The sequence below is a fragment of the Sphingobacterium sp. MYb382 genome, from assembly GCF_037572665.1.
Classification (GTDB): Bacteria; Bacteroidota; Bacteroidia; order Sphingobacteriales; family Sphingobacteriaceae; genus Sphingobacterium.
This window is the reverse complement of record NZ_JBBGZT010000010.1, coordinates 66,347-93,176: the sequence shown is the minus strand read 5'-3', so window position 1 is coordinate 93,176 and position 26,830 is coordinate 66,347. Positions and strand designations below refer to the sequence as shown.

Here is a 26,830-nt window from a genome sequence, read left to right as displayed (position 1 = left end):
CGTTAACCTGAATCGCTAGATGCATGTAAAAAATATAGATAAATCTATTCTTTTAGCAATGTCTAAAGGAGACATAAAGGCCTTTGAACACATATACAAAACGTATTCAATGCCTTTATATAGAAATCTATTGTATTTGCTGAAGGATTCAGATGAGGTGGACGAAATTATCCACAACACTTTTTTGAAAGTTTGGACTAAAAAAGAGGCTATAGACCTAGATAAAAATTTTTACAGCTATCTTTTAAAAATTGCCAACTCAATGGCTATTGACTTCTTGCGTAGAAATGTTCGAACACAGGCTGTTTGTGAAAATCTACTCATAACAGGCAATAAGGAAACTCCTTCAGTAGAAGAAGCCTATCTTAAAAAGGAAGAATGGCTAATGGTAGAAGAAGGAATAAATATGCTTCCCCCACAACGTAAATTAATTTTTACCCTTTTCAAATTAGAAGGTAAAAGCTACCAAGAAATAAGTGATGAGTTATCAATTTCTAAATCGACCGTCAGCGGTCAAATAGTTATCGCAATGAAGTTTTTACGAAAATTCATGGCAACACATCAAAAAGAATTAAAAACGTTATTTTTCTTCCTCTGGGTACGATAAATAATTGGTTAGTAAAACAGATGACCACTTACAAAGACACTTAAAATATTACAAAAGGAAATTATTGCTGAGGCAATCTCTCCATCAAAACGTACTTTCCTTCAGCAGAATCTCCCGTTTCCTTTTCTACAAAACCATTTTTCCTGTAAAAAGAACATGCGTTCACATTTTCAACAAGACATTTTAACTGGACAGGACCGTCCAAATATTGACAAGCTGTGGTAAGTAAGGTAGTACCTATTTTCTGATTTTTATGCCCTTCAGCGATATATAAATGATGAATAAAATTATCTTCTTCCCATATCGATATGAAACCAACAACATGACCATCAAGCAGAGCAACAAAAATTAATTCCCCCGCTGTTTGTTGCTCAAAGTCATCCAACCTATACGTACTCGTATCAAGCCACGAAAAACTCTTTTGCCGACTGGCCAGAAAAAGTGCTCTTAGCTGATCTTTATAGACTAATTGAAAGGGAACAATTTGCATGAAACTACTTGTTCACCTGTTTATACAAAAGGTTAACGAGGTAGTCGATACTTTTATTGACACGCTCCTTATCATCAGACTTATTGATATCAAGCCCACAGAACGGGCTTCCATTGGTCTTTGCATGTAAGACTAAATAAGATATTCCGGCCATCTGCAACGCTAATATGGACCGTAAGTCAATGTCTTCTACTAAAAAATCCTTTTCAATTCTTTCAAACAATTTTTCGCCAATTTCTGCTCTAGTATTTGCAATATCTCGAAGTAATTCAGTCTTTTCACCTAACTCCCAATGTATATATTTTTGAAAAAGTTTGTCTTTATAGAATCGATTGTATTGACTTTGCAGCAACTTCGAAACAGCCTCTTTTCCTAACTCATCTGGATTTTGTAGAATTTCATCAACAACTCCCTTTTCGGCGATATTCCAGAAATCCCTTTGTTTAAGAAAGGTCTCTATTAGATTATTTACATTGCCAAAGTATAGATAAATAAGTTTTTTATCGACCTCCGCCTCAGTACTAATATTTCCGATGGTAAGGCCAGCATAGCCTTTCTTTTGTAAAACTTTGCCCACAGCCAAAATCAACTTATTCATTGTACGCGTCTTTTCTCGCACTGGTCCTGAGGGCACTTTTTTTAATTTAGGTTCGGGTTGAGGAGTTATTGTTTGCGCTTTACTGTGTCTCATAGCTAAAAAATTACACGTAAAAAGTCATTTTAAACTATACTAGAAACGAATCAATCTCTATAATCCTAAAATAAGCTATATGTCCTGACTAAGCGTCGTTGTTAAACGTTTCTATAAGGGAGTTACAGTTTGACTTTTTCTGTTGACTTACTCAAAAGTGCACTTTTTAATTCACAATATCAAACGACTCAAAAGCTTATAAAAGCTGTACTCATCCGTATTTTCGATAAGCCTTAAAATAATTCAGAAGAATACTTTGTAGAGAGTTCAAACAAAGAGTGGGGGTATGCAATAAAGAAAAAATTGGTTTGTAGTAATTGGTATAGATATCCGATGCACTTAAAATGCATAGCGCTCACTATGATTTGAAACCTATATTGAAAAGTCTATTTATAATTAAATTTTTATTTCACTTTTACACCCCGGTAGTAGCATTGTCATGCCTAGCATAAAAACAAAAAAAACTAGCCTATTCCCCATGATTTTTCGACAACTATTTTCTTCAACTGTATTCGCTGATCTCGGCATTGCACAAAAATCTCAAAATCCTTGTACCTAAATTTTGGACGAATAACCACATCAATCGGATCGTCCGGATATTGACGCCTCAGCTCACGAAAGGCTTTCATGAGCTCTCCATCATCAAAAGTAATTTCTGTATTATTCTTATAAGATGAAAAAGTTACATTATAAGGTATTGCATCCAATCTATACTGATCAACTTCTGTACTATCTCTCAAATAATCAGCCTCCCCATTATAATTAATTCGATAAATTTGTTCTAGATAATCATCTTCCTTATAGGAATCTAGCACGAAACGATACCGATACTTTAAACGGTATTTATCCCATAAGCCATAAGGAATACCATTCTCTTCAATGGCCAATTGTACAGATTTAGGAACAGTAATTTTAAATAAAGACTCAAAAAAATCTTGCTGACTTTCTTCCAAATCAGGGTAAGGAAGAAACTTATTTTTATCAATCTCAACCTCCTTTGCTTGCAGGCGGCAAATCTCGCGCCGATGATGATTGCCGGATAACCAAACTACAACAATACCTCCTGGGGCAGCTCCCACAGTCAAGACATCATAAGTATCCGGAACCCAAGGATAATTCCCTTCTGCATTTTGTTTATCTTTTATTAAAAAGCCTTCTTTAAACAAAGCCAAAATCTTATCGACTGGCAAAGCCGCATCTACCTCATAAAATTTCTTTTCTGCATAAGCCACATAAACCAAATGCAAATGAGCCGGTATACTACTACCTCCTTGGCCGGCTTCGGCCCCATCATACTGCCAAGAGTCATTTGCCATCCCAGCCTTGGGCACGCCTGCTACGATCTTTGTTTTCTCCTTATTCGCAAAATAACCGTAATATACTTCAGCAGGATATTCCTTAGGCGCTGAAAAAGTAGTGCTATACGAAAACCGTCCTTTATCCATTTTTGTCTCACTTTTACACCCTGGAAGTAGCATCATCATGCCTAGCATAAAAAACCAAAAAACTAGCCTATTCCCCATGATTTTTCGATAACTATTTTCTTCAACTGTATTCGCTGATTTCGGCATTGCACAAAAATCTCAAAATCCTTATACCTAAATTTTGGACGAATGACCACATCAATTGGATCATCAGAATATTGACGCTTCAGCTCACTAAAAGCCTTCATTAGCTCTGTATCATCAAAGATGATTTCTGTATGATTCTTATAAAATGAAAAAGTTACAAAATAAGGTATAGCATCGTTTTTATACTGCCCCACTTCTGTACTATCCTTCAGATATTCTCGTTCTCCATTATAATTAATCCGATAGATCTGTTTCAGATAATCATCTTCTTTATAAGAATCTAGCACGAAACGATACCGATACTTTAAACGGTATTTATCCCATAAGCCATAAGGAATACCATTCTCTTCGATAGCCAATTGTACAGGCTCAGGAACTGCTATTTTAAACCACGATTCAAAAAACTGCTCTTGATTCTCCTCATCTGCATTTTGATAAAATTTATTTACATCAACAAAAGTCTCCTTTGCTTGTAATCGACAGACCTCTCGCCGATGATGATTGCCGGATAACCAAACTACAACAACATCACCTGGGGCAACCCCTACAGTCAATACATTATAAGTACTTCGATCCCAAAGTCTATTTCCGTCCTTATCTTGCTTTCCTTTTATTAAAAAACCCTCTTGAAATAAGGCTAAAATCTTATCGACAGGCAAAGCTGCATCTACCTCATAAAATTTCTTTTCTGCATAAGCGACATAGACCAAGTGCAAATGAGCCGGTATACTACTTCCCCCATGGCCGGCTTTAGTCCCATCAAGCTGCCATCTTCCTCCGGTCATCCCCGCCTTGGGTACGCCTGCTACGATCTTTGTTTTCTCCTTATTCGCAAAATAACCATAATATACTTCAGCAGGATATTCCTTAGGCGCTGAAAAAGTAGTGCTATACGAAAACTGTTCTTTATCCATTTTTGTCTCACTTTTACACCCTGGAAGTAGCATCATCATGCCTAGCATAAAAAACCAAAAAACTAGCCTATTCCCCATGCCCGTTCGATAACTATTTTTTTCAACTGTATTCGTTTATCCCGACATTGCACAAAAATCTCAAAATCCTTATACCTGAATTTTGGACGAATAACCACATCAATCGGATCATTAGGATATTGACGCTTGAGTTCACTAAAGACCTTCATTAGCTCCGTATCATCAAAGGTGATTTCTGTATTATTCTTGTAAAACGAAAAAGTTACATTATAAGGTATAGCATCGTTTTTATACTGTCCCACTTCTGTACTATCCTTCAAATATTCTCGCTCTCCATTATAATTAATACGATAAATTTGTACCAGATAATCATCCTCTTTATAGGAATCTAGCACGAAACGATACCGATACTTCAAACGGTATTTATCCCACAAGCCATAAGGAATCCCTTTCTCTTCAATAGCCAATTGTACAGGTTTGGGAACTGTAATTTTAAATAAAGACTCAAAAAAATCTTGCTGACTTTCTTTCAAATCAGGATAAGGAAGAAACTTATTTTTATCAATTTCAACTTCCTTCGCCTGCAGACGGCAGACTTCACGCCGATGATGATTGCCCGATAGCCACACAACAACAACACCGCCTGGCGCAGCCCCTACCGTCAAGACATTATAGCTAGCTGGAACCCAAGGATAATTTCCGTCTGTATCTATCTCTCCTTCTATAAAAAAACCTTCCTGAAATAAGGCCGATATCTTATCGCTAGGCAAAGCCGCATCTACCTCATAAAATTTCTTTTCTGCATAAGCGACATAAACCAAGTGTAAGTGAGCGGGTATACTACTTCCCCCTTGGCCTGCTTTTGCACCGTCATACTGCCAAGAGTCATTTGCCATCCCCGCCTTTGATACTCCTGATACAATCTTAGTTTTTTCCTTATTCGCAAAATAACCATAATATACTTCAGCAGGATATTCTCGTGGTGCCGAAAAGGTAGTACTATACGAAACCTGTTCTTTATCCATTTTTATCTCATTTTTACACCCCGGTAGTAGCATTGTCATGCTCAACAGCGTAATTATTCCAAATTGTTTCATTAACGTATTTTTCTTTTGCGTTTCCCGCTGACTATATTGGCCGCATTAATTCCCTTATTACTTGAATTCCAGTGTAGATAATGCATACGTAGAAATTTAATATCCTCATTTTCCTTATCAATTTTTGCTTTTAGATTTTCTTGTACAGCCTCTTGTCTTTTTTGCCAAGCTTCTTGAGATTCCATAACCCCTGTATCATAGAGTAGACCAGGTTCCTGATAAGCTTCATAATCCTTAAAAACGAAAGGGTTTCCTCCTTCAAAGGTTTGCTTTCTCAATCTAGCCTTAACCCTTTCTAAAAAGGCCACATTATCAGTAATCCAATTTTCCTGAAAATCGTAGAATTTCAAAAGCTTATCTTTATTAATCGCGACTTTTCTCATAGCACAAATCTCTTCCATAAGATGTAACGGAATAAAACTGTATTGACTACTCAAGCGTTCTTTACTAACCTGCAAGTGATACTGATACACCTTGGTCTTATTTCTCCTAAACCTTACAAACACCTTTAATAAACTAGCTTCAAACTCATTAAACCAACCTTTATGAATAAGCTCTTGGCGCATTAGCTCTAAGTCTTTAGCTAATAAAGTGGTCTCTAGTTTGTAGGCTTTTGTTGGCCATCCTTCCACATAAGAACCTCCCACGTCGCTATGAACTCCTGGATAACTAACCTCTATACCTCCCTTCTTCTCCGATTCAGGAGCTACCTTCCGAACCGAAGAGATGTCTACCAAGCTAAAGTTTGAACGATGTTCATCAGCAGCAACCATATGCACTACATAATTAGCTTTATTGACATCATCAAGCCCCAAATGCTCTATATCATTCCATTGAAACAGACCATGATGTGGAACGGTGTCATAAATCCCTACAAAACGAATAACAACCCTAGTCCGCAGATCTAACAATGCTGCTTCTTGAAGCAATTGCCCCAAATAACCAAATTCAGGCATCAGTTGATTGAGGTATTTCTTTGAATCGAGATCTTCTCCATGCAAATCCCACACATTTTCATCATATTGTTTTGGCTTGTAGGCCTCATGCTTAACTACATGAACAAAATGTCGGGCAGCCGCTGCTCCCCGACTAAAACCAAAAACATCAAACGTAAGGGCGCCCAAAACTTCATTTTTTTTCGATATGTTATTAGTAATAGTCGACCGAATATCCCTTATGGCTTGTCGTACCTTTTCAATAATACCCGCTGAACCTATACCAAAAGCAGGTCCCCACACAAAATCATCATTTCTATAATCTTCGGCTTCTAAATTCTGTCCTTGCTGTTTAGGAGCAGAATGCGTCCCTATTCCCTCGACATAAATTTTTAAAGTTTTACTTTTCTCAGTGATCTCATAATTTTTAAACAAAATAGCTGGATTGGAGAGGCCACTTTCATAACTACTAGATCCTTCTTTCGGATTATTAAAAACTTTGTTACCACGCCGTTTGCGGTAAACATCCTTCGCTTCCTTATCTGTTAGGCCAAAGCCTGTAGCATCAACCAACGCCTCTCCTGTTCGAGACTCATCCACCTTCATCCGAAGCTCCGTATTGTACAGATTATTGAGCGTGCCGTCAAAAAAAACACCAATGGTAAAGTCTACAGGAGATTTTAACTCCCCAAGGAAATTATCCACATAATCATCGACCAAAACGGGCTGATTGGTTATTTCCTGCGGATCATCATATAAGGTACCATCTTTACGTATTTTTAGCTGTTCAGCCGCCTCCTTCTCACTAATAGCCAGCAGTTTTCCATTATGATAAACTTTTGCAAAAAGATCAAGCTTATCCCGTAGCAAAAAACTCCCCGCAAGATTGGCCCAATGATGATCTATTTTAACTTTAATAACCACTTTTTGTATGTGAGTATCTCCATGTACCTGACTTCCTTTATCGTCTTTATAAATAGTCCCGCCCGAACCTGTTTTTCCAATTTCAAAGTCATGCATTTCGTGAATATCGACTCTTCTAGTAAAAGCCCATCCATCAGAAATATTAACACGCTCATTTCCAAAAAAAAACTCATAATCAAACAACTTCACCTCAATCTCTTCTCCATATAAACCAGCTGTATAGATATGAAGTAATACCTCGGAGCCAAAAGCCAATTCCCGTCCCTCGATAGGTAAATAAGCGAAATCTGTCCATTGTGCTCTAAGAAAAGTAGGCGTACCCGTTGCTTTAACATAAAGTCCTGATGGATACCTACCAACAGGCACTTCCTCAGGAAAAAAAGCCTCCGCATACAAAAGTCCGCCACCGACCAAAAACTCAGGAACATAAAGCGTTTTAATACCTCCCTTATCAAGCCCAGACTTAAGAGAAACATTCTGTTTATAGATAGCACTTAATGTCCGCTTCAACGGAAGAATACACCATACCCATTCCACCTTATTATATTTATCTTTAACAGCAGCCCTACTTTTTTCATTACTACATAGGTTTAACTCCTCCCAATATTCTGCTATCGTGACTTCAAAATATTCAGACTTAGGCAAAGTCAATACCCCTAAACGATCAACTTCAGCAGGCGCAACAGTTTGCAAATGCAATTCATTCATATCCTTCTTGGTTTATTGATAATAAGTCTTCGTTATTTACAGCTGCAAAAGGGAATAATTCTAACAAAACCTCCTGTGCAGCTTTATGCACATTTTGAGCGGTAAGGACTATCTCTTGTCCATGTTGAACAATCGCTATACAGTCCTTACCTCCTATGGGGCAGCTACCTTTACTATCTTCAAGCAACGCATGCCCATCATTATCGGTTAGTGTAATCTTATCATAAAAACCAGTCCACTCCGCCACAACAGCCTGACAAGTCTTATAGCCGAACACGGTTGGCTGTTTTTTACAAGAGCCAAAAGTATTTTTTTCAAAAGTTGCTCCTAAATCTTTATGTGTAGCCATCAATTTCGTTATTCCATCTTTATCGTTAATGTAACGCTTCCGCTGGGTCAACACTTTTAATTTATCAGGTACTGTTCCGTAATTACACCGACAGGTAGCACCTTGGCATACTAAATACTTGGTTCCCATAACACACTATTTTTTTAATTCATACAACTGAAATACAACTTTATACGCTTGCCCTTTTTCCAGCGCTGTGAGCTCAGCCTTGATGGAAAATATCTCGTTTGTATCTTTATGAAGAAGATATACAAGTTCCAGCGTCCCTTTTTCCGTATGCGCATTATAAATATCTTCAACCTCGACACCATTCATGCTTACGACCATTTTTCCCGTTTCAGTATAGGTTGATATCAACCGACACTTAACCTCATACAGTATCTCTTTTGCCAGTGGGGAGAAATAAAATGAAAGCTTTACATCAAGTTCAAAATTTGGATAATAACGATAAATAGGTAGAAAGAAAAGCTTGTAAAATAAACTCCTTTTAAGATTCGCAACTTTAGCATCTAAAGTTATGAATACATCGTCTAGCTCTTTAATCATCTCATCTGCAAGCTCAGACTTATAAAGTCGAAGGAATTGAGGTCTATACTCTTCTTTCCATCGTTTTTTTGATTCCTCCCCACTTGCCATTCGAGCGATGCTCCCATCTTGATTAATAAGCAACTCTAGAGGATACAAACTCTTCCCTGCCTGTTCATAAAACTGTTCAATTTGCAAATCGACTTCGCAACGATTGACAAAAGTTTGATATTTCGTTAATTCTACATTCTTATAGAGGCGTTCTACCTTCATGGTATAATCAATCTCGGTTCCTTTAGGCAGGAAATTAATGATAACGCCATATACATTCACAGATTCATCACGAGGGAGATACAGATCCGTAGTTGATACAAGTGTAGCCTGTTGCTTTTCATAGTTAACTCTAGGGACATACAAGTACTCTATATACTTTGGTAATCGCAAACTCAGCAAATCTGCAAGCCCACAATGAAGATTATGAAATTCAACCAACTCTTCTGGTAAAATAGCATACCTGTGCGCCCTTTCTTCGATATTAACAAACCCGTTTATTTGTAGTATAATATAATCTTCTTCTTTACGCATACTGTCTAATTAATTTGTCAAATTCACTTCAACACGTAGAGAGCAAGCGCTGTAAAATTTAGTTTTCAACAAATGGAATTTAAAAACGAATCTTTTTTATCACTCATCATCTCTCTGCTTAGCATAAAAACCACTCTATTAAGTACTAGGACATTATATTGGGAACAATTATTTGTACTACAAAAAACAAGGATAATCCATCCACAAAACCACGACTTAATTTAGTAAACTAAAATAAAGTAAAGCCTGAACTAAGAAATCCCGTAAAAGTTTAAAAAAGACAAAATAAGACTTTTCTTACGTATTATTTTCTCGTAAGAACCGGGTAAAAAACAATAGAAAAAAGAATATTTGTGCAATACATTTTGTATTCTATCAAAAGCATAGTTTGCTTTTGTCTTGTCTATAAAGCGTTTTTTTTAGACTAAAAACATCGTTATTTAAGTATATTCTAAAATAAATAACGTAAGCTTTAATAGATTTATAAATACTGTATTAACTATTAAAGGTTTTTAAGCATAATGGTTAAAACAAACCTAAAAAATAAGAAAAGTACGTTTGCTAAATAACCTTATTTCACAAATTCACCAACCATAACACGACCACCGCTCTCGGGTGAATCAAAATGCCAAAAAATGCCCTCCGTTACCAAAAACTCATCCTTATAAAAACCAAAAATATCTTGCAAAATGGTAAAACCTTGAACACGATGAGTCTTCCATGTCTTACCATAATCATAAGAATAACGAATTTCTGGCTTCACGCCGATTTTGCGATAATCACAAACAAAATTTTTATAGCGATAGAAACTTTCATTCTCATTCGTTTTTATATACAATTGATTTTCATAAAAATCATAAATACCGTATCGAAACTTCCTTCCTTCTTCGAATTCAGTTTTTATTAAACATAACTGATCTCCTTCGTAAAGAAAATAATCATAGCTATCTTTTAATTGACTTATGATTTCTACCGTTTCAGTTTTTACATCATAAGCTAATATTTGCTGACCCTTCTTATATACAATTTGCCGATTTCCAATATTAAAAAAATAATCACCGACAACTTCCTTTGGAATTTCATATACCTCTTCTTTTTCTAATAGATTAACTAAAGTATTTTTTCCATAATAGGTGCGAATGATAAATTTACCATCAAAATTACGATAGCCATAATTCATAAAATCTTCAGGCTCTATATATTCATCAACCTGACGAAGTTCAAAAGTCCTATTATCCAAAAGGTAAATCTTACAAACCTTTTTAGACTCATCATTGCGAAAATTAGTTTGAATTAAGGTATAATCTCTTTTAGATTCTAAACTATATAGATATTTATCCTCTAAATTAATCTCCTTATAGCTCTTGCCTTTGTCATTAGAAACATAAAGAACAACAACTGTGGGGCCTTCTAAATCTTCATTAAATTCCCAGACCCATTTTTCTCCACCTAAGATAATTACCTCCTCACTCGGGATAACTATTTTATTAAGACTAATCGCACTTCCTGGATTAAACTTTCCTTTACCTAATCGTACCTTGTACAAATCAAAAAAATCATATTTAGCAGTCCATTTCATATTATTATCAGGTATTTGAGGTGAGCAGGAAAGCATGGAAAATAAAAAACAACTTATCCACATGCCTAATTTGAATATATAGGTTCCTTTAGTCTCCATGTTGTACTGTATTTTTTTTCACAAATGTTGTTACATCTTCTTTCATAATGTAATCGTACCCCTCGTTTTTAAGTTTAGTGATTCCTTCCTTGATGATGTACCAGGCATCGCGAAGGATATTATTATCTTCAGCACTGTAATAGTTAATATTTTCTTTAACTAGCTTTTCATAATCCATATTAGCTGCAACAATAGCCGCCTGCAGCCAAGTCCCATAAGCCCCTTCTCCAATCCATTCTTTGAGATCGGGCGATAAGCCTATCCTAGCCAAATCTATAATCGGCAATTCGGACATTTTCTTTGGATCATAGGCCTCAGGATGTGTCGCAAAAGCAAATTCTTGAAATCGATGATTAATCAACTCTATATTCTTGTAATAATCTCTTTTTTTTGCAGACTTCGCCTTATCATCATTTCCATAAATTCTAATTTCTTGCGTATTAGGTTTAAAATTAACATTAAAACTTCCCTCCATCCAGTCGATAATTTTATCATACTTAGCTTCATATGAATAATCAATCAAACCTTCCTCCATTAGAACCTGTAATCTCTTTCTTGCTTTCATCAACCAATCTTTACCCACAGAAGACATCTTTGGATAAAGTACTTGAGTAAACCGTACACAATACTTAAAACCGTAACTATGTGACAAAAGGGGTTTAGTATCTACACCATTTCGATTTTCCATTTTTATCGCTGAAGCAAGCATATTCACAGGAGCACTCTTCATTTCTTGGGTCAGCGCGTAGGTGTCATAGAAACGTGTTGTTTTCTCATTCATTTCCAACATGGGTCCATAGTAATAATGAGGAGGTACATGTCCGCAATCTTTATGTCTTCGCATAAAATCATTATACCTAAATTGGTAAAACTCGCATTTCCCAAAACCTATATTTTCGTAACTACGTACCACAGTCTTGTCACAAGTATATACGGTAAGGTAGTTGTCCTTACTAGAGGGTAGCTTAACCATCACATCATCCTGGTAAGTGCAAGAAAAATAAAGCTGAATTTCATCATCTCTATCATTCGCCGCATAACCTTCTATGCCTGGGCTAAGGGTCAGCGGCAGTGTACCTCTTTTACTTTTTAAAATAAGATAATAAATAGGTTCTCCTCCTTTACCGTGTTTTTCTATTTTAATATACTCATCCTCAAACCCTTCTCCCTCATAATCAAATAAAGACACTAAGATTTCTGCACCATCAGCAACATTCTGCATTTCAAACGTAAAATATACCGTCTGTCCAATATTAGCCTTCGTAATTCTATTGTTCCCTTTAGGGTCGGAACTCCACCAGCCGTCCAAAAAATAATGTTTTTCAGCTTCCTCTTCAGCTTTCAGCGGCTTTCCAAAGACCGTCCCTTCCTTGGCCGTAAATCGACTACCTTCTACAGCATAAGCGTCGAACGTTTCCGTAAATACTTTCCAATCTTCTTCTATATGTGAGATAAAATCTCCTTCTGTTATACGTATGATAGACATGGTTAATGAAGTTTTGATTTATCACCACTATTGTTATTAAAAGTCTGTTGCGCATGAATATCATTGTTACCTCCTGAAATAATTTGTCTATTCTTAGCGCTTTCTTTTACTTCTTTTGCCTTAGATTCCCGATTTCCTTTCACAAACTCGATTAAACTACCAATAACATTAGTCATAAAACTTCCGCCAACAGATACCGTTTTGGTAGCCCCGATAGTTTGCACTTCATTTTGTCCAATACTCTCCGATTTATTCATCCCTACCACGCTTGTTTGATTCTGTCCAACAGATGTCGTCATTGTTTCGCTAACATTGATATTCATCGTTTTACTATTTAGGGTCATCGTTCCTGGCGCCGTCACCGTTACATTACCATCGCCATCCATATACCAGCTGTTGCCACTTGGATCATTAATCGTAATACTACCTTCATTTTCGGTGTCATTAATCTGTATCATACAGCCACTGCGTGTTTGAATAGTCTTCAGGTGATTATCCTGATAGCCACCTGCACCAATGCCTCCATGAAACAAACCGCCCATCACATAGGCTCTATCAGGATTGCCATGCACAAAGCCCACCATTACCCGGTCGCCAACTTCAGGAATAAAGACAAAACCACGGTTCTTCTGCACGAGCTCGCTAGCTCCAGCATCAGGACTTAGCACCCGTATCCAATCGCTCTGCTCGCCCTTGCTCTGCCAGTCGAAGCGAACCTGCACCCGCCCTTGCGTATCCTTGTTATCAATGATGGTGGCAAACTGAGGCTCTGCTTTGGGTTGCTGATAGGAAGCCTTAGGTAAGTGGCCTGTGCCGTACCCCACAGCCTCAAAATGACCTGTATAATTACCCAGTTTATCGACATGATGCTCCACACCGACAATCATCAACCGCGTAAAATAGCTTGCCTTTTTGGTGCCTGGCCGGATCATCTCCATCTCTACCAGACAACTCGGATATAAGAAAGGGATAGAGCATCGACCGCTGGTTACAAAAGTATCTACAGATCTACTTCCCGCAGCGCTATCTTGCGCCGCGTCCAAGTCCTTAGACGTGTGAGCGCGCAAAGGGGCTATTTGTAAAGCATGCGTTGTAAAAGTGTTCTGAGAAATTTTATAAGCAGACTGCCCTAAAGAAGACTGATGCTTAATATCACTAGCACCTGTATAAAGTTGTTGATGCCTATTGCTATTGTAGCCATAATAGCTGGGCTTCACATGGAGAGCTTTCATCCGTATATCTACCTGATCTACATTACGTCCAAAGGTTAGCTGTATCGCTTTTTCAGGAAAAGGAAAGCGGCCGAAACGTAGCGTATCGCCATCATAATAAAACTGCTCGTCATGTTCGTTGGCCAAACGAACGAGATAGTTGTAATGTGTTTCCTCATATTGACAACTATACGTCACATGACCAAACTCCGTTTCTACGGCCACCTGATATTTTTGAGTGCCCAAGCCTTGCTTAATTACCTCTTGGGCTATCGTATTTAGTGAAATTGTGACATCACCGCCGAAGCTTTGCATATTTGTTGCCCCATCAAGCAGTATCGTGGGACTGTAGCCCGACAATATAATATTGCCATGATTTTTATTCTCTCGACTTAAACCAACTTGGGTAATCACCCCAATAAAATCACGCTCGGGACTTTCCGTAAGGTTGCGATAGCGAAAAGTCACCAAGATGCGCTTGCCCAGTAGCTTCTGTGCCTGCTCCATGTGATGATCTTCAACAGCACCTAAAGAGTCGTGGTCTAAAACTAAGGTGAACTGGTGGTGCCCACCCGTATGTTGAGTCAACCGGAAATCTTTGTAACTCGCAATCAAACGGCCCTCCACAACAATGGTGAGCTTAACCAAATGGGATACCCCCATCTGTTCGTTGGCAGCAATAAGTACAGCGTTACTTGCTTTTGTGTTACCTGGTATCATATGCTATTTCATTTTAATGCACTATCCGAAACGGACAAACAGGAGCCATAAACTGAAGCTCGTCCTTATATATTTTGTTAGTCTTCTTGCTGGGCGGGCAATAGACACTGCTATTTTTACAAAAAATAGCTACTTAGGCTATCCTATAGGAGAGAAGGTAGCCTAAGCAGCTAAAAATTAAGCACTAGGCCAGACACCTTCATAGGCACCTCCGCCATAGTTGATTTTCTCGGCGCTAACCACAAAACTGATTAGCATACTATTCGAGTCTACCGCATCAAAGTCCACGGAATGCTGAATCACATAGCCGTTTTCCCAATTTAGCGTAATCAACGTACCTTCTTCGTGCGACTTGTTGAAGGTAACCTCGCCCGCTGTAGGCTTGTATTTACCGTTCAACAAACTCTCCAAGATATCAGACTTATCCGTAGCCTCTACCGTGACCTTGATAATCGCATTCGAAGGATCTGAAGACACACGCCCCGACACATCTACTGCACGATCTACATTGTAGTGAAGTTTCAAAACTTTTTGAACATCACCGCCGTTGAATTTCAACACGGCTCTTGCATTACTTTCTGCCATTTCTAATTGATTTATAATGAATTAATAGTTTACTGATATCAAACCTAACAAAGCCTTTTGCCCTTTCCTAGCAATCGGAAGTATATCTGAGAAAGTGTAGTAAAACTACGATTGCTCAGATAGGCTTTTATCGTAGTATAAGGAGGATTCTGATCTACTAAAAAACAAGCACACAAGCTTAATGCAGCTCTCAAAAACAAGCTTAAAAGCTATTTAAACAGCGAAAACAATCTTCCTTGAAGTCCTATATAAAAGAGAGGGAAATAGCTAACGAACTAAATGCGTTATTTGGTTCACAAAGAGCGAACGATGCCATTTAGCCTGACAATAGGCCTTCCAAAGAAGCCTGTATAAACTTAAAAAGGAGCTTCATCCATCCATACAAAAGCAATACCTCTATTTTTCTGTAATATCTTATAGTTTTTAATAGGCGATAAATATAGATAGACAGAATCTTGCAGTATCTTCCCTTTGAAAAGCTCTCTACGAGAAACAAATAATAAAGGAAGCTTAAGTTTTTCCTTACCGACAGATTTCTCTAAACTACCATCACCCACTTGATAAACGTAAAAAGGCCTAGCACTTCGCGTATTGGAATTACTGATTTGCTTCAAATTGGTGGATCGTATGACCAGTTTACTACGAATAAAAGCTTCCTCTCTTGTTATTCTATCGACATAATAATCGACAACATCTTCTTCAGGAAAAAGATTAATAGCCTGTGTATTTCTCCGATTATTCTTGTCATCTACAGTCCTTACTTGCACATCGTCTGTACAGCTACACACTCCTAATAAGCCAAAAACGCTTATTACTAACCATACCGTAATTAAAATTGAATGATACTTCATAGCTGTTGAAAACGAGAATCTGAAAAACGGCTCAGATTCTCGTTCATTAAATGATACAAATAACCTTAAAATGGAAAAATTACTCTTGCACGTATTCGGCATCCCATTCATTCCCGTCATCTCCTTTATGTCCATCTAATTTGATAACAAAGGATTTCGCTGGGAAATATGGAGTAAGTCTTATATCTAACCAAACTCTATCTTTTTGCAACTTATCTTGCTCAAAACGGACGATTTTAAACTTCTCTATCAATTTATCGGCTCCCTTTATACCGTCAAGGAAACGAACGATTTGTTTTCTAAGATCATCCTCATTTTTCGCTGTCCAGTTTTCAAAAGCTCTTCTATTTAAGAAATCAAGCAATACTTTAGTCACATAGTCGAATACACGAACCACAGAATAGGTTTGCAGTCCGATGTTATCTCCGGTGAAGAGAGTCTTGGCAGAGAAAGCCATAATTTTACCATATTCATTAACCATCGGTACTAATCCCATTTTCTCTAATTGTGAAATTTCACTCTTTTTCAGGTCAAACTTCACCGCATCCACCTCACTAATACTACCATGCTTCTTACCGGCAGCTACTTGAGACATTAACGTCTTATGAATCTTACCGGCTAAAGAAGTCGAAGGAGGTAAGAAAACACTATCTTCTTCACCAACTTCCTTAGCCCTTCCACGACCAACAATCCAGTTACATGTCATAATAACATTACTACGATGTATTTCGCCTCCTGTAAGGTTTGCACTATGGAATAGATCTACCACATCATCTGCCTTATCTAAATCGGCAAAATCTGTCACCAACATGACCTTATTTTCGCTACAAACCTTAGCCCATTTTTCAACAACCTTATTTGACCCTAAGTAGCCTGGTACAGCAAGAATAGAGTAGTTATCCCGTAAATCTAACCGGTCATAATATTGCTTAAACTCGGCTTCAATATGATCGATAAACAAAGGATTATCGAGGTCTTTAACCTGTTCTAGAGAAGCATTAACAATATGAACATTGTCTACTTTGTCTAGCTCAGTATTTTTGTAAAATTGTGCTACCGTCCTATAGGATGTCTCGAGCTCGCGCGTTTGAACAAGGGCATTTTTAAGACCTTTTTTCAAGGTATCAGCAGCAGCCAATGATTTCGTTTTACAGCTATCGAGTATTTTTTCAGTTGAATCGTTAGACTCCAATAACTCAATCCATAGATTAAGCTTCTTTAACAAATCTTTGCGCTCGATTGCTTTATTAGCATCTGTCAAGAAAATTTGCTTTCGAGCTTTTCGGTCGCCATTCATATTGGCAATACCATCGACAACTGATTCTACGAAGCTAAATCCGCCCAATTTGGCTAATGGATTTGCTTGATGACCCGCCAGACTCCCTTGCTGGTTTGCTGAAACGGCACTTATTTGTGTTTTAGACATAATAATTAGTTTTAGTGAATTATGATTACTTTTTTTCCAATTCAGAGGCAACAGCTCTAAGGACTTCAATAAATTCAGCTTTCGCTTCAGGATTCGTAAGCGCGCTGTTCAATACTTTATTATTACGCAACTGGCGAATAATCGTGTTGTACTGCTCTTGCTATAATTTTTTATTATTCAAAAACTCGTAATGCTTAATTAGGCTCTTAGGTTAAAAACCCCAATATTATTTAATCAAAACGACTCATTTACCATTTCACCATCTGCTGTTTCATGATTAACAGAGATGGTAGGTCTGAAATGATTGAAAACATCCTCAACAGTTTTAAGACCTTTCACGACCTCAGGAGAAATCGTATCTTCTGTTGTTAGCTTACTAACCAATAAGGTCTTGTTTTCTTGAATTTCCTGAATTGCTTCGTTGGCATCGACTTTTACCTCGTTTCCTCCAACACCATAGTTGAACATTGACATAGCTTTTTGATTTTGAGATTTAATATTTATGTTAATTTTTTTATTTGCAACACTTATTGGTTGCTCCGCCTGCTGTTCGACCTCCCGGGGAGCACCTCGAATTTTGTTTTTAACAAGCTTCATTAATTCTTTAAAACGTATCATATTGATGAAGTTTAATAGTTAACTTTCGTCTTAATCAAGGAGGCTCCACCCAGATTTTGTTTTAGGCGTCGGCGTAATGTCGGTGTCGTGAACAATGATATTCTCTCTACGCTGTCCGATATAATCGAGGTCACTAAGCTTACTGAAAATAATTTCAAGGCTTTTCAGCAAGCGTTGTATTGCCAGAAAGTGTTCACCACAATCGTTGTGATCATAATTTAAATCGGCAACCGCCGATAGCTGGTTCGTTAGCATATGCGGTGCAATTTCACTCCATTCAAACGTGTAGTTTAGCATTTCTTCTAGCTCCCCACTTTCTAGCACCTCTGTAAAATAATATATACGTAAAGCCATACTGGAGAACACGTCTACCATATAAATGGGGGCTTGCTGAGGTACTATATTTCTATAGTTGAAATAAATACTTGATAAATGATTAAGTAAGGTGCCACATAGGTTTTTAACATTGCTGGCTAATGTAGAGCTCTGATTTACCTTCGCTGTCTTTCTAATTATCGTAAGCGCATATTGCTGTAAATCGCCCATAGATTTCGCAAAAGTGCCGTAGTAGCCTAGTAAAACAGGATGGCTATGAATACTTGTACAGGGAGGAATAAAATTTTTATCCGCCGAGGCAATATTATCCTTCATATTAACCTTACCTATGATGAGATAGTTACCACTCGTAGCCCCATTTTTTAGGAATGATTCTGACAGCAGCTCAATGCTATATTTTGTCTGTGTATAAGGATGCCTAGGAGGCGTTTCTTCGGGATCAATATCACCAAAAGGTATACGAGCAAACGGATTCGAAGATATTAGTATGTAATAAGCCTCATCAAAATGCGTCTGCTTATCATCGACGGATTTCATCAATGATTTTACATTGGTTCGGTAGTCCGATAAATCAATGCGATAGCCCGCCGCTGTGATGGCAGAACAATGCTTAATAACCACTTGAACATCATTTGTTGCCGTATTAAGCACATCAAAAATCATATCGTCACTGCCTTTAACCGTGGGTATAGGCAACAATCCGTAATTAAAATTATTACAACGTAAGGAATTAGTATCCCGAACCGTATCCAACAAAAAATCATCATGAGCAATGAGATGCTTTTCTGATATCTTCATACCATCAGTCCAGTTGACGGCAAAGTTTTTTATAGATTGTATCATATTTTTATATTTTTGAAGCCGTATTTTTATTTTCTATTTCATTATTTATCACTCGTTTACAAATTATCGTGGTATGCTGCGTAATTCTATTTTCACGCATCGTTTGTTCAAAATCAATAAATCGACGAAAATGAAAGAAGGATTTCTTCGTGTAGAAAATCCACGAATAGGGTTTCCCTTCGAGGTCAGTAAAATGAATCGTACTGTTCGGATATTTATAATTATAATCGTCAACAACCCGATAAAACCAATCTCCTATAGACACTCCTTCTTCAGGAGATTTGGCATCTATACGCACCCGCTTGCCGTCGACCACGGTTTTCGTGAGCTCCAAGTTTAGTAGCAGCAGCGTCTTGAAATCAATTTTCTCAAAATCAACATTTGCATTTATCGACGCATGGCTCCACGTCTTATGGATTTCAAAAGGAATATTAAGGTATTGGATGTAGCAGTAGTAGAATGAAAGTGGTACAATAAAAATAACAATAGATGTCGTAGCCATTAAGGCATACCCTTCAAAAGGACTGATCCAATCGAACACCAAAAAGAAAAGATATCCACCGAGCAGCATCACCATAAGTGTGATAAGGCTTTCAAAAAAAAGCATAAACCACATAGGCTTGTCCTTCTGATCAAAATAGCTATTTAGCAGATTGACATGTAGAACCCCTAAGAGCAGGTATATCAGCATAGCCAACAAGTACCAATGCGGATTAAACAAATTGCCTGCAAATCCTAAAAAGCCAGGAACAGCCAAACATAAACTGCCCAACAAGATATAGACAATCAAAACGCCATTCTTTAGTAACGGGGTTTGTTTTTTCATATATCCCAACACGACGGCCAATATGATAACAATCAATGGCAAGAGGATATAGCGGAGAAAGATGCCTTTTATAACAAGAGTATCCATAGGTAAATATTTTTTCGTTTTATAAGAATGTTGAATACCCCAATCGGCTGGTATCCTGATTTTTGTCTAGGCAGAATGAAGAGCTATTTTTGTCGACCACAAAATGTTCTTCTACCTCTACCGTAGCTGGTAAGCAATGGTCGTACATAACCTCCAGGAGCTTGCGAAGGCCTGATTGTGGCACATACTGAGCAATGCTGCTGTCGGGAATAGGCCCATAACGAATCGCCCAATTTCGTTCGCCATCCATATGCTCCCCACTGAGCACCATAGAAATTCCTAGGCGGAAATTAGCCAGAGATATCGCATCCGAAGCAGTCTTAATATTGCGTACTCTATTGGGTACGAAAGATATGTTTACAGGAATAGCCAGAAAGGCTTGCAAGCATTTTTCCAACCATCGCCTATTACCTTTCACTTTATGAAAAAAGGGTAACAGGTAACTAAACACTTTGGCACTCCCCTCATCGAGAGCTTCCAATAAAGGCCACAGCTCTTTAAATAGGTCCAGGAGGAGCGATGAATCGTCGGTAATCTCGAACTCATTTTCTTTGGTAAGTGCATTAATTTCTAGAAAAAAAGACTCCAGCTCAAAAGGCCAAAAAAAGTTACGCGCATGCGCCTCAGTCTTCTTTTGGTGCTGCATTTTAAGAATAACACTATCCTTCTGCGTTTGATAATCGCCCACCGACGGTGGATGAAAGATTCCCTCTGGCAGGTAATCATAAAACCCTTCTCGGAAGGATGATATAGAGACCGTCAATTGGTCTAAATCTTCTACGCGGCTGCTTACTTGGTTAATATCTTTATTGAACGATCGGTCATTGCTCCCTAGGCGTTTTAAAAACACATGGTCTACCTTATCATAATACTTCAGCAGATTAATGGCTAATATCTCAGCCTTATAATCCGAATACAACGTATTATGTTCCTGCGTACTTGCCGTAATTTCGAATATATCTTTACGCATGATCTTCATTTTTAACGCGAACTATATACTCGATACCGTCTATGCCGCGAAGCATAATCTGATACTTCAATGTATCCGAAAAGTCACCCCAATACTTATCTCCTAAATATTCGTACGCATTGGGTACAATTTCAACCTCAATAGTTCGCACAAAACCTTCTTTAGGCTTACTACTGATAATGGTACCTCGCTTTACCTCTACAGATTTCACGTCATTCTTTAATACAAGACGACAGTAATTTTTAATATCTTCTATGGAAATTAGTTTATCCCGTGTGGTTAACGCATATTTATAAGCCTGTATAGCATTGGTTCCCTGCTGTTCTTCCGTACCTCCACTAGTATTCGTCAATAGCACAATCTGTTTCTCATCCTTAACATCAGCCATTTTAGGCTTTACAAGGGTAGTACCAATCCGGATGTTATTGGCCAATCCACAATGCGTCACCCAATAGGTTGAACGCAGATTTTCAATATTTTCATGCGGATTAACAATAACGTAGTTAATCTCTTGCGTCGCCATTCTTTCGGCATGGGTAACCTTTTGTTCCATACCTCGCATCTGGCTGGTCATTTCCCTTAATGTTTCCATGACCTTATCTCTTCCTAAGGCACCAAAAGCTGATACCTCATCCCTTGTAAGCTCCAATACGTTAGCAATCATCTCCAAGGCATTGCGCTCATTAAAACGTTCCATCCCTCCCTTCCGAATGGTATAAAGCCCTTTTGTATTGTTATCCGCCGTTTGCTGAAACGGAATCTCTCGATATAGGTTAGCATGACTATCTTCAACACTATCTACGTACAGAAAATGCTCGCCAACCTCTGTCGCTAAGGGAATATTATCGCCCATTATATCCAATATGTATTCGTTGCTTTTCCATTTTCTATTATAAACAGGAAAGGCATTTAGGGTAAAGGAGAAGCTTTCTAATATCTCGGTACTATACTGCGGAGGAAACTCCATTTCTATCCAGATTATCTTCTTCCCTTGTAGGAATCGGACCGTTTCCTTATGCTCCTCCAAGAAATGCAATGCTTCAGGTATTTCTTCTGTTATGGCAGTAGCGGAAAAACCAGATATCTCCATGAATTTGTTCTTATACAGATTCTTTACGTTATCCTCCATCTGCTTCCGCATACTGTATTCTTCAAAAATCTCCTCATAGCCTGTTGTTGACGATGAATCTTCGTAGGTTATACCTGGCTTTACTTGAAGGGGATGTCCTCCATTACTTGCCGAAACAAAAGGCAATAGTTTGAAGACGTAGTCTATATATTCAAACGTTGGATTCGAACAGTAAAAAGTTAGTTTCTCAGGTAGCTTGACAGCGCTGTAGTGGGTGGCGTCGATACCCAAAATAATTTTATTATGCCGAATAGCTTGTGCTGGAACTCGCGCAATAGGCGTCTTATTCTGCGCCTTATCATACAAATAACAGGTGTTCGCCGTCACCGTTATCAGCGTACTCATATTCACTAAATCAATCTTACCTACCGAGGTGAAATGAACATCTACTTGAACATCACCGCCCGATTTTACAGATGAAGGATATACCTTTTTTACAAAAAATTCAGTCTGATTTGAGAGGACACTCTGTGCCTCCTCCGACGTCGTATAAGCAATAGCATGCGCCGGTTGCGGATAGGTATATATGGATGGCGTAAGGAGCTTTGCCAACTTCTCCAATATCCGCGCGTTAATATTATGAATTTCATTATTTGCCTTAAATATTTCGGTAGCAAAAACATCGATTAATAACGATACAAACGGATCGAGCGAACGCACACTTTTAAGCCCCCAAATACTTGCTGCATTTTGAGACATACGTGCTTTTATGGCTTCTTTAGCGTATACACTTATTTTTTCTTTCATAACCTTCAATTTTTAATCAATAGACATTGGGCTTAAAAAAAGCTCTGTTGCAAAACTGTAAGTCTCTCCCGTTTCTGTAAGCTTGGCATTAATAGCAATTTTAGCCTTCTTCTTTACTTCACTATACCTTTTTGTGGCATAGGTATGCGTTACATATTCAATATGCACACTTACCCGAACCGCATGTATTCGAGGTTCATATTTTGCAATATGACTCTTCATGCTAGCAACGAATAGGGCTTCCCACTCCACCGTGGTAACGGCATTTTCAAACTCAATATCCCAGACCGCATTACCATAATCGAAATCAAACCTATTCTCGCGCTTCTTCGTCGTAATAAGTAGCATCAGATTGTGTGCTATGCTTTCTGCCAAACTGCACATCTCCACCGTGCTATCTTCGCCCATCAGTTTTTCTGGGTCGAAAGGCATTTTGTAATTTTTATTAATCATGGTCGTTTAGCATCTGAATGGAACGAATAAGAATACTATGCTGCCGTATGATGAAATCGGGCATCTTATCTATCGGAAGATACAACGTTGATGTACCCTTCGTTAGCAGCTCTTCGGCCACCTTGGGATTCCATTTCTCCAAATCAGTACGTTGTATAGCCATCTCTTCGGCGATAATGGCTAAGCTATAAGCCGAATTGATAGCTGTAGATGCCAACATCAGGTCAGCCGCTATTTCTGCTTTAACCGATATTTCGGGATCCTGCTTAAAGGCCGACTTCTTATAATCGGCTATCAAAAAGGACAGCTCTCCTGTGGCAGCACAAGCTTCAATAAACTTGTCTACGTGGCGAATAGTCTCCCGCGGTAGGTACATGTAGAAACGATCATAGTGGTTAGCATTAGCCTTAACCATTGCTTTCGCTACATTACCTTCGCCACAATTGTAGGCAGCAACCACAGTTATCCAATTCCCATACTTCGCATACAAGTTTTTCAACGACTTCATCGCAGTTTGGGTGCTATGATATACATCGTATCGATCTTCGCTTTTCAACCCATAGTCGGCGGCATGCTCTTCCATAAACTGCCATACGCCAACAGCTTTAGCCGTAGAAACCGTCCTTTTATCAAAACTAGACTCAATTAAAGCCAGATTTCGCATCATTTTAGGCAGACCGTTCTGCACCAAGGTATACTCGATAAATGCAACCATATCTTTATGCTTAGCAAGGATTGTCCGATACATAGCTGTCTTGCTTGCCGACACCTTCACAACAGGAAACTCTTGTGCTGCCAAGCCCGTGTAATTCTGCAACAAACAGACACAGAGAAAAAAGGTATAGACATAAGATGAAACCATAGCTGAACTTTTATTTAACGGATAATCAAACTTATTTTATGCTCCTCACTATCCCATCCGACCGCTACTTCCTGTCCATTTTTAAGCTCTTCTGCTACTATTTTTTTTGAAATAGGCCTAGCCAACTCTGTACGAATAACCCCACTAATCTGCCGAGCTCCATATTTACTACTAAAGCCACTGATGGCAAGATTTTTTGAAGCCTCGTCAGTAATCGTGAAGTTGATACCCAACCGAAGAAGAGACTGGTTTAGCGATTGCAATTGGATTTTAAAAATGCTTTCTGCTATCTGCTCCGATATAGGAGCAAAAGGAATGATTTCTGTAATCCTACCCAAAAATTCCGGACGGAAATGGCTAGTCATCACCTGCATCAAATCGGAAGACGAGGGCACAAGATGCTGCTCAAACTTCTCTATAATCGTGGCACTACCTATGTTGGAGGTAAACAGGATAAGAGCATTGCTAAAGTCTCCCTCCTTACCCAATTTATCATGAATCTTACCTTCATCCATAAGCTGTAAAAAAACATCAAATACCGACTGATGGGCTTTTTCAATCTCATCAAAAAGTACCACAGCATAAGGTTGCTGCCTGATTTTATTGACCAGCATCCCCCCTTCTTCATAGCCGACATAGCCTGGAGGCGCCCCATACAGTAATGCTGCAGCATGCTCTTCTTTAAACTCCGACATATCGAATCGGATTATTGCCTTTTCGTCATTAAACAATAACTCAGCGATAGATTTAGCCAACTCCGTCTTCCCTGTGCCCGTTGGTCCCAATAAAAAGAATGAACCAATAGGCTGACCTGGTTTATTAAGGCCACTACGGCTTTCAACAATGGCATCGGACAAAACTTTTAGAGCATGGTCCTGACCAACGACACGCTTACGAAGATGAGCCTCCATGTTCAGCAACTTTTCCTTCTCTTGCGCTTGGATTTTACCAATCGGAATATTCGTCTTGGCAGCCATAACGGCAGCCAATTCTAACTTGCCAACACGCTCTCTTTTGATGGCAGAGTAGCCTAATAGCTCATTATAAACACTATCGATTAATGGTACAATTTCCTCGATAGGCATCATAGCTTCTATTTCAGGCTGCTTTATTAGCGATCCCCAAAGTATAGGGCTTATGCGATTTTTCAGCTGACTATACATCCACTGTAGTTCTTTTACTTTCTCCGTGTCATCGTCATATTCGGCCGCGAGAGTCCCATCATATTCAACTTTCCAAAGCGCTAGTTCTTTAGGAGACAACTCTCCCAACATCTTAATCGCGGCCATGGTGCGATCAAGCAAATCAATGGCAGCATCGGGCAATTTCTTACCTTTAGCATACCTTTTCGCAAGTCTGACACACTCAGGTAAAGCATCCTTATCAACATCAATCGTGTGGTATTCCTTATAACTATCCAGCAACGTGCTAATCATCTTTACACAAGTATCCGCATCAGGCTCCTCTAAGGATAAGATTTCAAAACGCCTGTTAAATGCTTTTTCAGGCTCTATTATTTTACGATACTCCTCCTGCGTGGTGGCACCAATCACGGTAATCTCCCCACGAGCAAGTTCAGGTTTAATCAAATTAGCGACATTACCACCGTTCCCTTTATTATCCAAAAGGCTATGTATCTCATCGATAAACAAAATTGCTTTATCTAATTTTTTACATTCCGTTATTACTTTTTTAAATCGGTCTTCAATCTCCCCTTTGTAGGTCGTGCCTGCAAACAACAAACTTGTGTCCAGTTCTAATAGGATAGCATTGTTCAACAATGCTGGTAGGTTGTCATTAAGAATTTCCTGTGCTAAGCCTTCCACCAAGGCCGTCTTTCCAACGCCAGGTTCCCCCACAATAATCACATTAGGTTTACTTCGTCTACAAAGAACCTCAATGAGGCTACGGGTTTCTTTCTCTCTACCAATAACTGCGTCAAGCTTCCCCGCTCTTGCTTGGGCGGTCTTATCGATACAGTAACTTTGTATAGCTGGAAATGAAGTGTGCCCCTTCTCGCCCTGAGGATCAAATAGCGTGGATTGATCTGCCACGAAGGTTTGGGTCACGCTACCAAAACCTTGGAGAATATCATGCTCCCGCAATGGAAGCGATTTTAACTGCTCTGCAGAAAAACCAATGTTCGGTCTTACAATGGCCGCGAGTACACACAATGGTGTTATCTCATCCAGACCAAGCGTTAGCCGTATATCATCAGCAACATCAATAAGTATGTCCACTGCTGCATTAGGCTTTACTTCTAAAGGCATTTTGCTTGTCACGGCAAACTCTTCAAGGCGAACATCAGCCCATTCGTAGATATAATTTGAATCTTGATGAATACTATCAAGAAAGCCCTGAAGACCAATATTTTTATGCATCAAGGCTTGTAGCACATGAGGCATCCCGTAATGTTCATTGTAGTTCTCTTTCGCAATAGACTGCGCAATATGAAAGAGTTCTTTCATCGTTTCGTTTGTGATGATAATGCTCATAATTCTATTTTTTTTATTCCTGAGACCTTAATTCATAATCAATACTAGAAATTCACACACCACACACTTTTAGTTGTATCAGGGTATGACATT

At 38.5% G+C, this 26,830-nt stretch carries 23 protein-coding genes; 1 reads left to right on the top strand and 22 read right to left on the bottom strand.

Annotated features, from left to right (window positions below):
- Positions 1-19 precede the first annotated feature (19 nt).
- Positions 20-607, top strand: coding sequence for an RNA polymerase sigma factor (locus tag WH223_RS03910; RefSeq protein ID WP_340046222.1), 588 nt, complete (start codon positions 20-22; stop codon positions 605-607).
- Between the two features lie 61 nt (positions 608-668).
- Here the strand turns inward: WH223_RS03910 and WH223_RS03905 are convergent, their stop codons facing one another.
- The 22 genes from WH223_RS03905 to WH223_RS03800 all read right to left on the bottom strand — a co-directional run bounded on the left by WH223_RS03905 (position 669) and on the right by WH223_RS03800 (position 26,737).
- A complete protein-coding gene (locus WH223_RS03905) occupies positions 669-1,097 on the bottom strand; it encodes a GNAT family N-acetyltransferase (protein WP_340046221.1) in 429 nt (142 codons plus the stop codon).
- A gap of 4 nt (positions 1,098-1,101) precedes the next feature.
- Positions 1,102-1,695, bottom strand: a complete 594-nt coding sequence (locus WH223_RS03900; protein ID WP_340046220.1) for a TetR/AcrR family transcriptional regulator — start codon at positions 1,693-1,695, stop codon at positions 1,102-1,104.
- 557 nt (positions 1,696-2,252) lie between these two features.
- Positions 2,253-3,233 (bottom strand): DUF2931 family protein, encoded by a 981-nt coding sequence (locus WH223_RS03895; RefSeq protein WP_340046219.1) that lies wholly within the window; start codon positions 3,231-3,233, stop codon positions 2,253-2,255.
- A gap of 62 nt (positions 3,234-3,295) precedes the next feature.
- Positions 3,296-4,273 carry a DUF2931 family protein gene (locus WH223_RS03890; RefSeq protein WP_340046218.1) on the bottom strand — a complete coding sequence of 326 codons (978 nt, stop codon included), beginning with the start codon at positions 4,271-4,273 and terminating at the stop codon, positions 3,296-3,298.
- A 62-nt stretch (positions 4,274-4,335) separates the two neighbouring features.
- Positions 4,336-5,316 (bottom strand): DUF2931 family protein, encoded by a 981-nt coding sequence (locus WH223_RS03885; RefSeq protein ID WP_340046217.1) that lies wholly within the window; start codon positions 5,314-5,316, stop codon positions 4,336-4,338.
- A gap of 71 nt (positions 5,317-5,387) precedes the next feature.
- Positions 5,388-7,955, bottom strand: coding sequence for a T6SS phospholipase effector Tle1-like catalytic domain-containing protein (locus WH223_RS03880; protein ID WP_340046216.1), 2,568 nt, complete (start codon positions 7,953-7,955; stop codon positions 5,388-5,390).
- Entirely contained in the window at positions 7,948-8,433 is a 486-nt protein-coding gene (locus tag WH223_RS03875) for a DUF4280 domain-containing protein (protein ID WP_340046215.1), read from the bottom strand. The genes WH223_RS03880 and WH223_RS03875 overlap by 8 nt, the downstream gene beginning before the upstream one ends.
- Positions 8,434-8,439: 6 nt before the next feature.
- Positions 8,440-9,414, bottom strand: a complete 975-nt coding sequence (locus tag WH223_RS03870) for a hypothetical protein (protein ID WP_340046214.1) — start codon at positions 9,412-9,414, stop codon at positions 8,440-8,442.
- Between the two features lie 571 nt (positions 9,415-9,985).
- The gene (locus tag WH223_RS03865; RefSeq protein WP_340046213.1) at positions 9,986-11,092 is read right to left on the bottom strand and encodes a hypothetical protein; all 1,107 of its coding nucleotides are present in this window, start codon (positions 11,090-11,092) and stop codon (positions 9,986-9,988) included.
- Positions 11,082-12,578: a hypothetical protein gene (locus WH223_RS03860; protein WP_340046212.1), complete on the bottom strand. Its 1,497-nt coding sequence runs from the start codon at positions 12,576-12,578 to the stop codon at positions 11,082-11,084. The genes WH223_RS03865 and WH223_RS03860 overlap by 11 nt, the downstream gene beginning before the upstream one ends.
- A gap of 2 nt (positions 12,579-12,580) precedes the next feature.
- Complete coding sequence (locus WH223_RS03855; RefSeq protein ID WP_340046211.1) at positions 12,581-14,509, bottom strand: type VI secretion system Vgr family protein; 1,929 nt, start codon at positions 14,507-14,509, stop codon at positions 12,581-12,583.
- A 177-nt stretch (positions 14,510-14,686) separates the two neighbouring features.
- Positions 14,687-15,094 carry a type VI secretion system tube protein TssD gene (tssD, locus tag WH223_RS03850; RefSeq protein ID WP_340046210.1) on the bottom strand — a complete coding sequence of 136 codons (408 nt, stop codon included), beginning with the start codon at positions 15,092-15,094 and terminating at the stop codon, positions 14,687-14,689.
- 356 nt (positions 15,095-15,450) lie between these two features.
- Positions 15,451-15,945, bottom strand: coding sequence for a hypothetical protein (locus WH223_RS03845; protein ID WP_340046209.1), 495 nt, complete (start codon positions 15,943-15,945; stop codon positions 15,451-15,453).
- 79 nt (positions 15,946-16,024) lie between these two features.
- Positions 16,025-17,371, bottom strand: a complete 1,347-nt coding sequence (locus WH223_RS03840; protein WP_340046208.1) for a DUF5458 family protein — start codon at positions 17,369-17,371, stop codon at positions 16,025-16,027.
- Positions 17,372-17,605: 234 nt separating this feature from the next.
- On the bottom strand, positions 17,606-17,989 hold the full coding sequence (locus WH223_RS03835; RefSeq protein ID WP_340046207.1) for a hypothetical protein: 384 nt from the start codon (positions 17,987-17,989) through the stop codon (positions 17,606-17,608).
- Between the two features lie 30 nt (positions 17,990-18,019).
- Positions 18,020-19,168: a hypothetical protein gene (locus WH223_RS03830; protein ID WP_340046206.1), complete on the bottom strand. Its 1,149-nt coding sequence runs from the start codon at positions 19,166-19,168 to the stop codon at positions 18,020-18,022.
- A 4-nt stretch (positions 19,169-19,172) separates the two neighbouring features.
- On the bottom strand, positions 19,173-20,081 hold the full coding sequence (locus WH223_RS03825) for a TssN family type VI secretion system protein (RefSeq protein ID WP_340046205.1): 909 nt from the start codon (positions 20,079-20,081) through the stop codon (positions 19,173-19,175).
- 19 nt (positions 20,082-20,100) lie between these two features.
- The gene (locus WH223_RS03820) at positions 20,101-21,051 is read right to left on the bottom strand and encodes a type VI secretion system baseplate subunit TssG (protein WP_340046204.1); all 951 of its coding nucleotides are present in this window, start codon (positions 21,049-21,051) and stop codon (positions 20,101-20,103) included.
- Complete coding sequence (locus WH223_RS03815) at positions 21,044-22,927, bottom strand: type VI secretion system baseplate subunit TssF (RefSeq protein WP_340046203.1); 1,884 nt, start codon at positions 22,925-22,927, stop codon at positions 21,044-21,046. Before WH223_RS03815 ends, WH223_RS03820 begins: the two co-directional genes overlap by 8 nt.
- Before the next feature lie 12 nt (positions 22,928-22,939).
- A complete protein-coding gene (locus WH223_RS03810; protein WP_340046202.1) occupies positions 22,940-23,380 on the bottom strand; it encodes a GPW/gp25 family protein in 441 nt (146 codons plus the stop codon).
- Complete coding sequence (locus WH223_RS03805) at positions 23,373-24,242, bottom strand: lytic transglycosylase domain-containing protein (protein WP_340046201.1); 870 nt, start codon at positions 24,240-24,242, stop codon at positions 23,373-23,375. The genes WH223_RS03810 and WH223_RS03805 overlap by 8 nt, the downstream gene beginning before the upstream one ends.
- Positions 24,243-24,256: 14 nt before the next feature.
- Positions 24,257-26,737 carry an ATP-dependent Clp protease ATP-binding subunit gene (locus WH223_RS03800; RefSeq protein WP_340046200.1) on the bottom strand — a complete coding sequence of 827 codons (2,481 nt, stop codon included), beginning with the start codon at positions 26,735-26,737 and terminating at the stop codon, positions 24,257-24,259.
- Between the last annotated feature and the right edge of the window lie 93 nt (positions 26,738-26,830).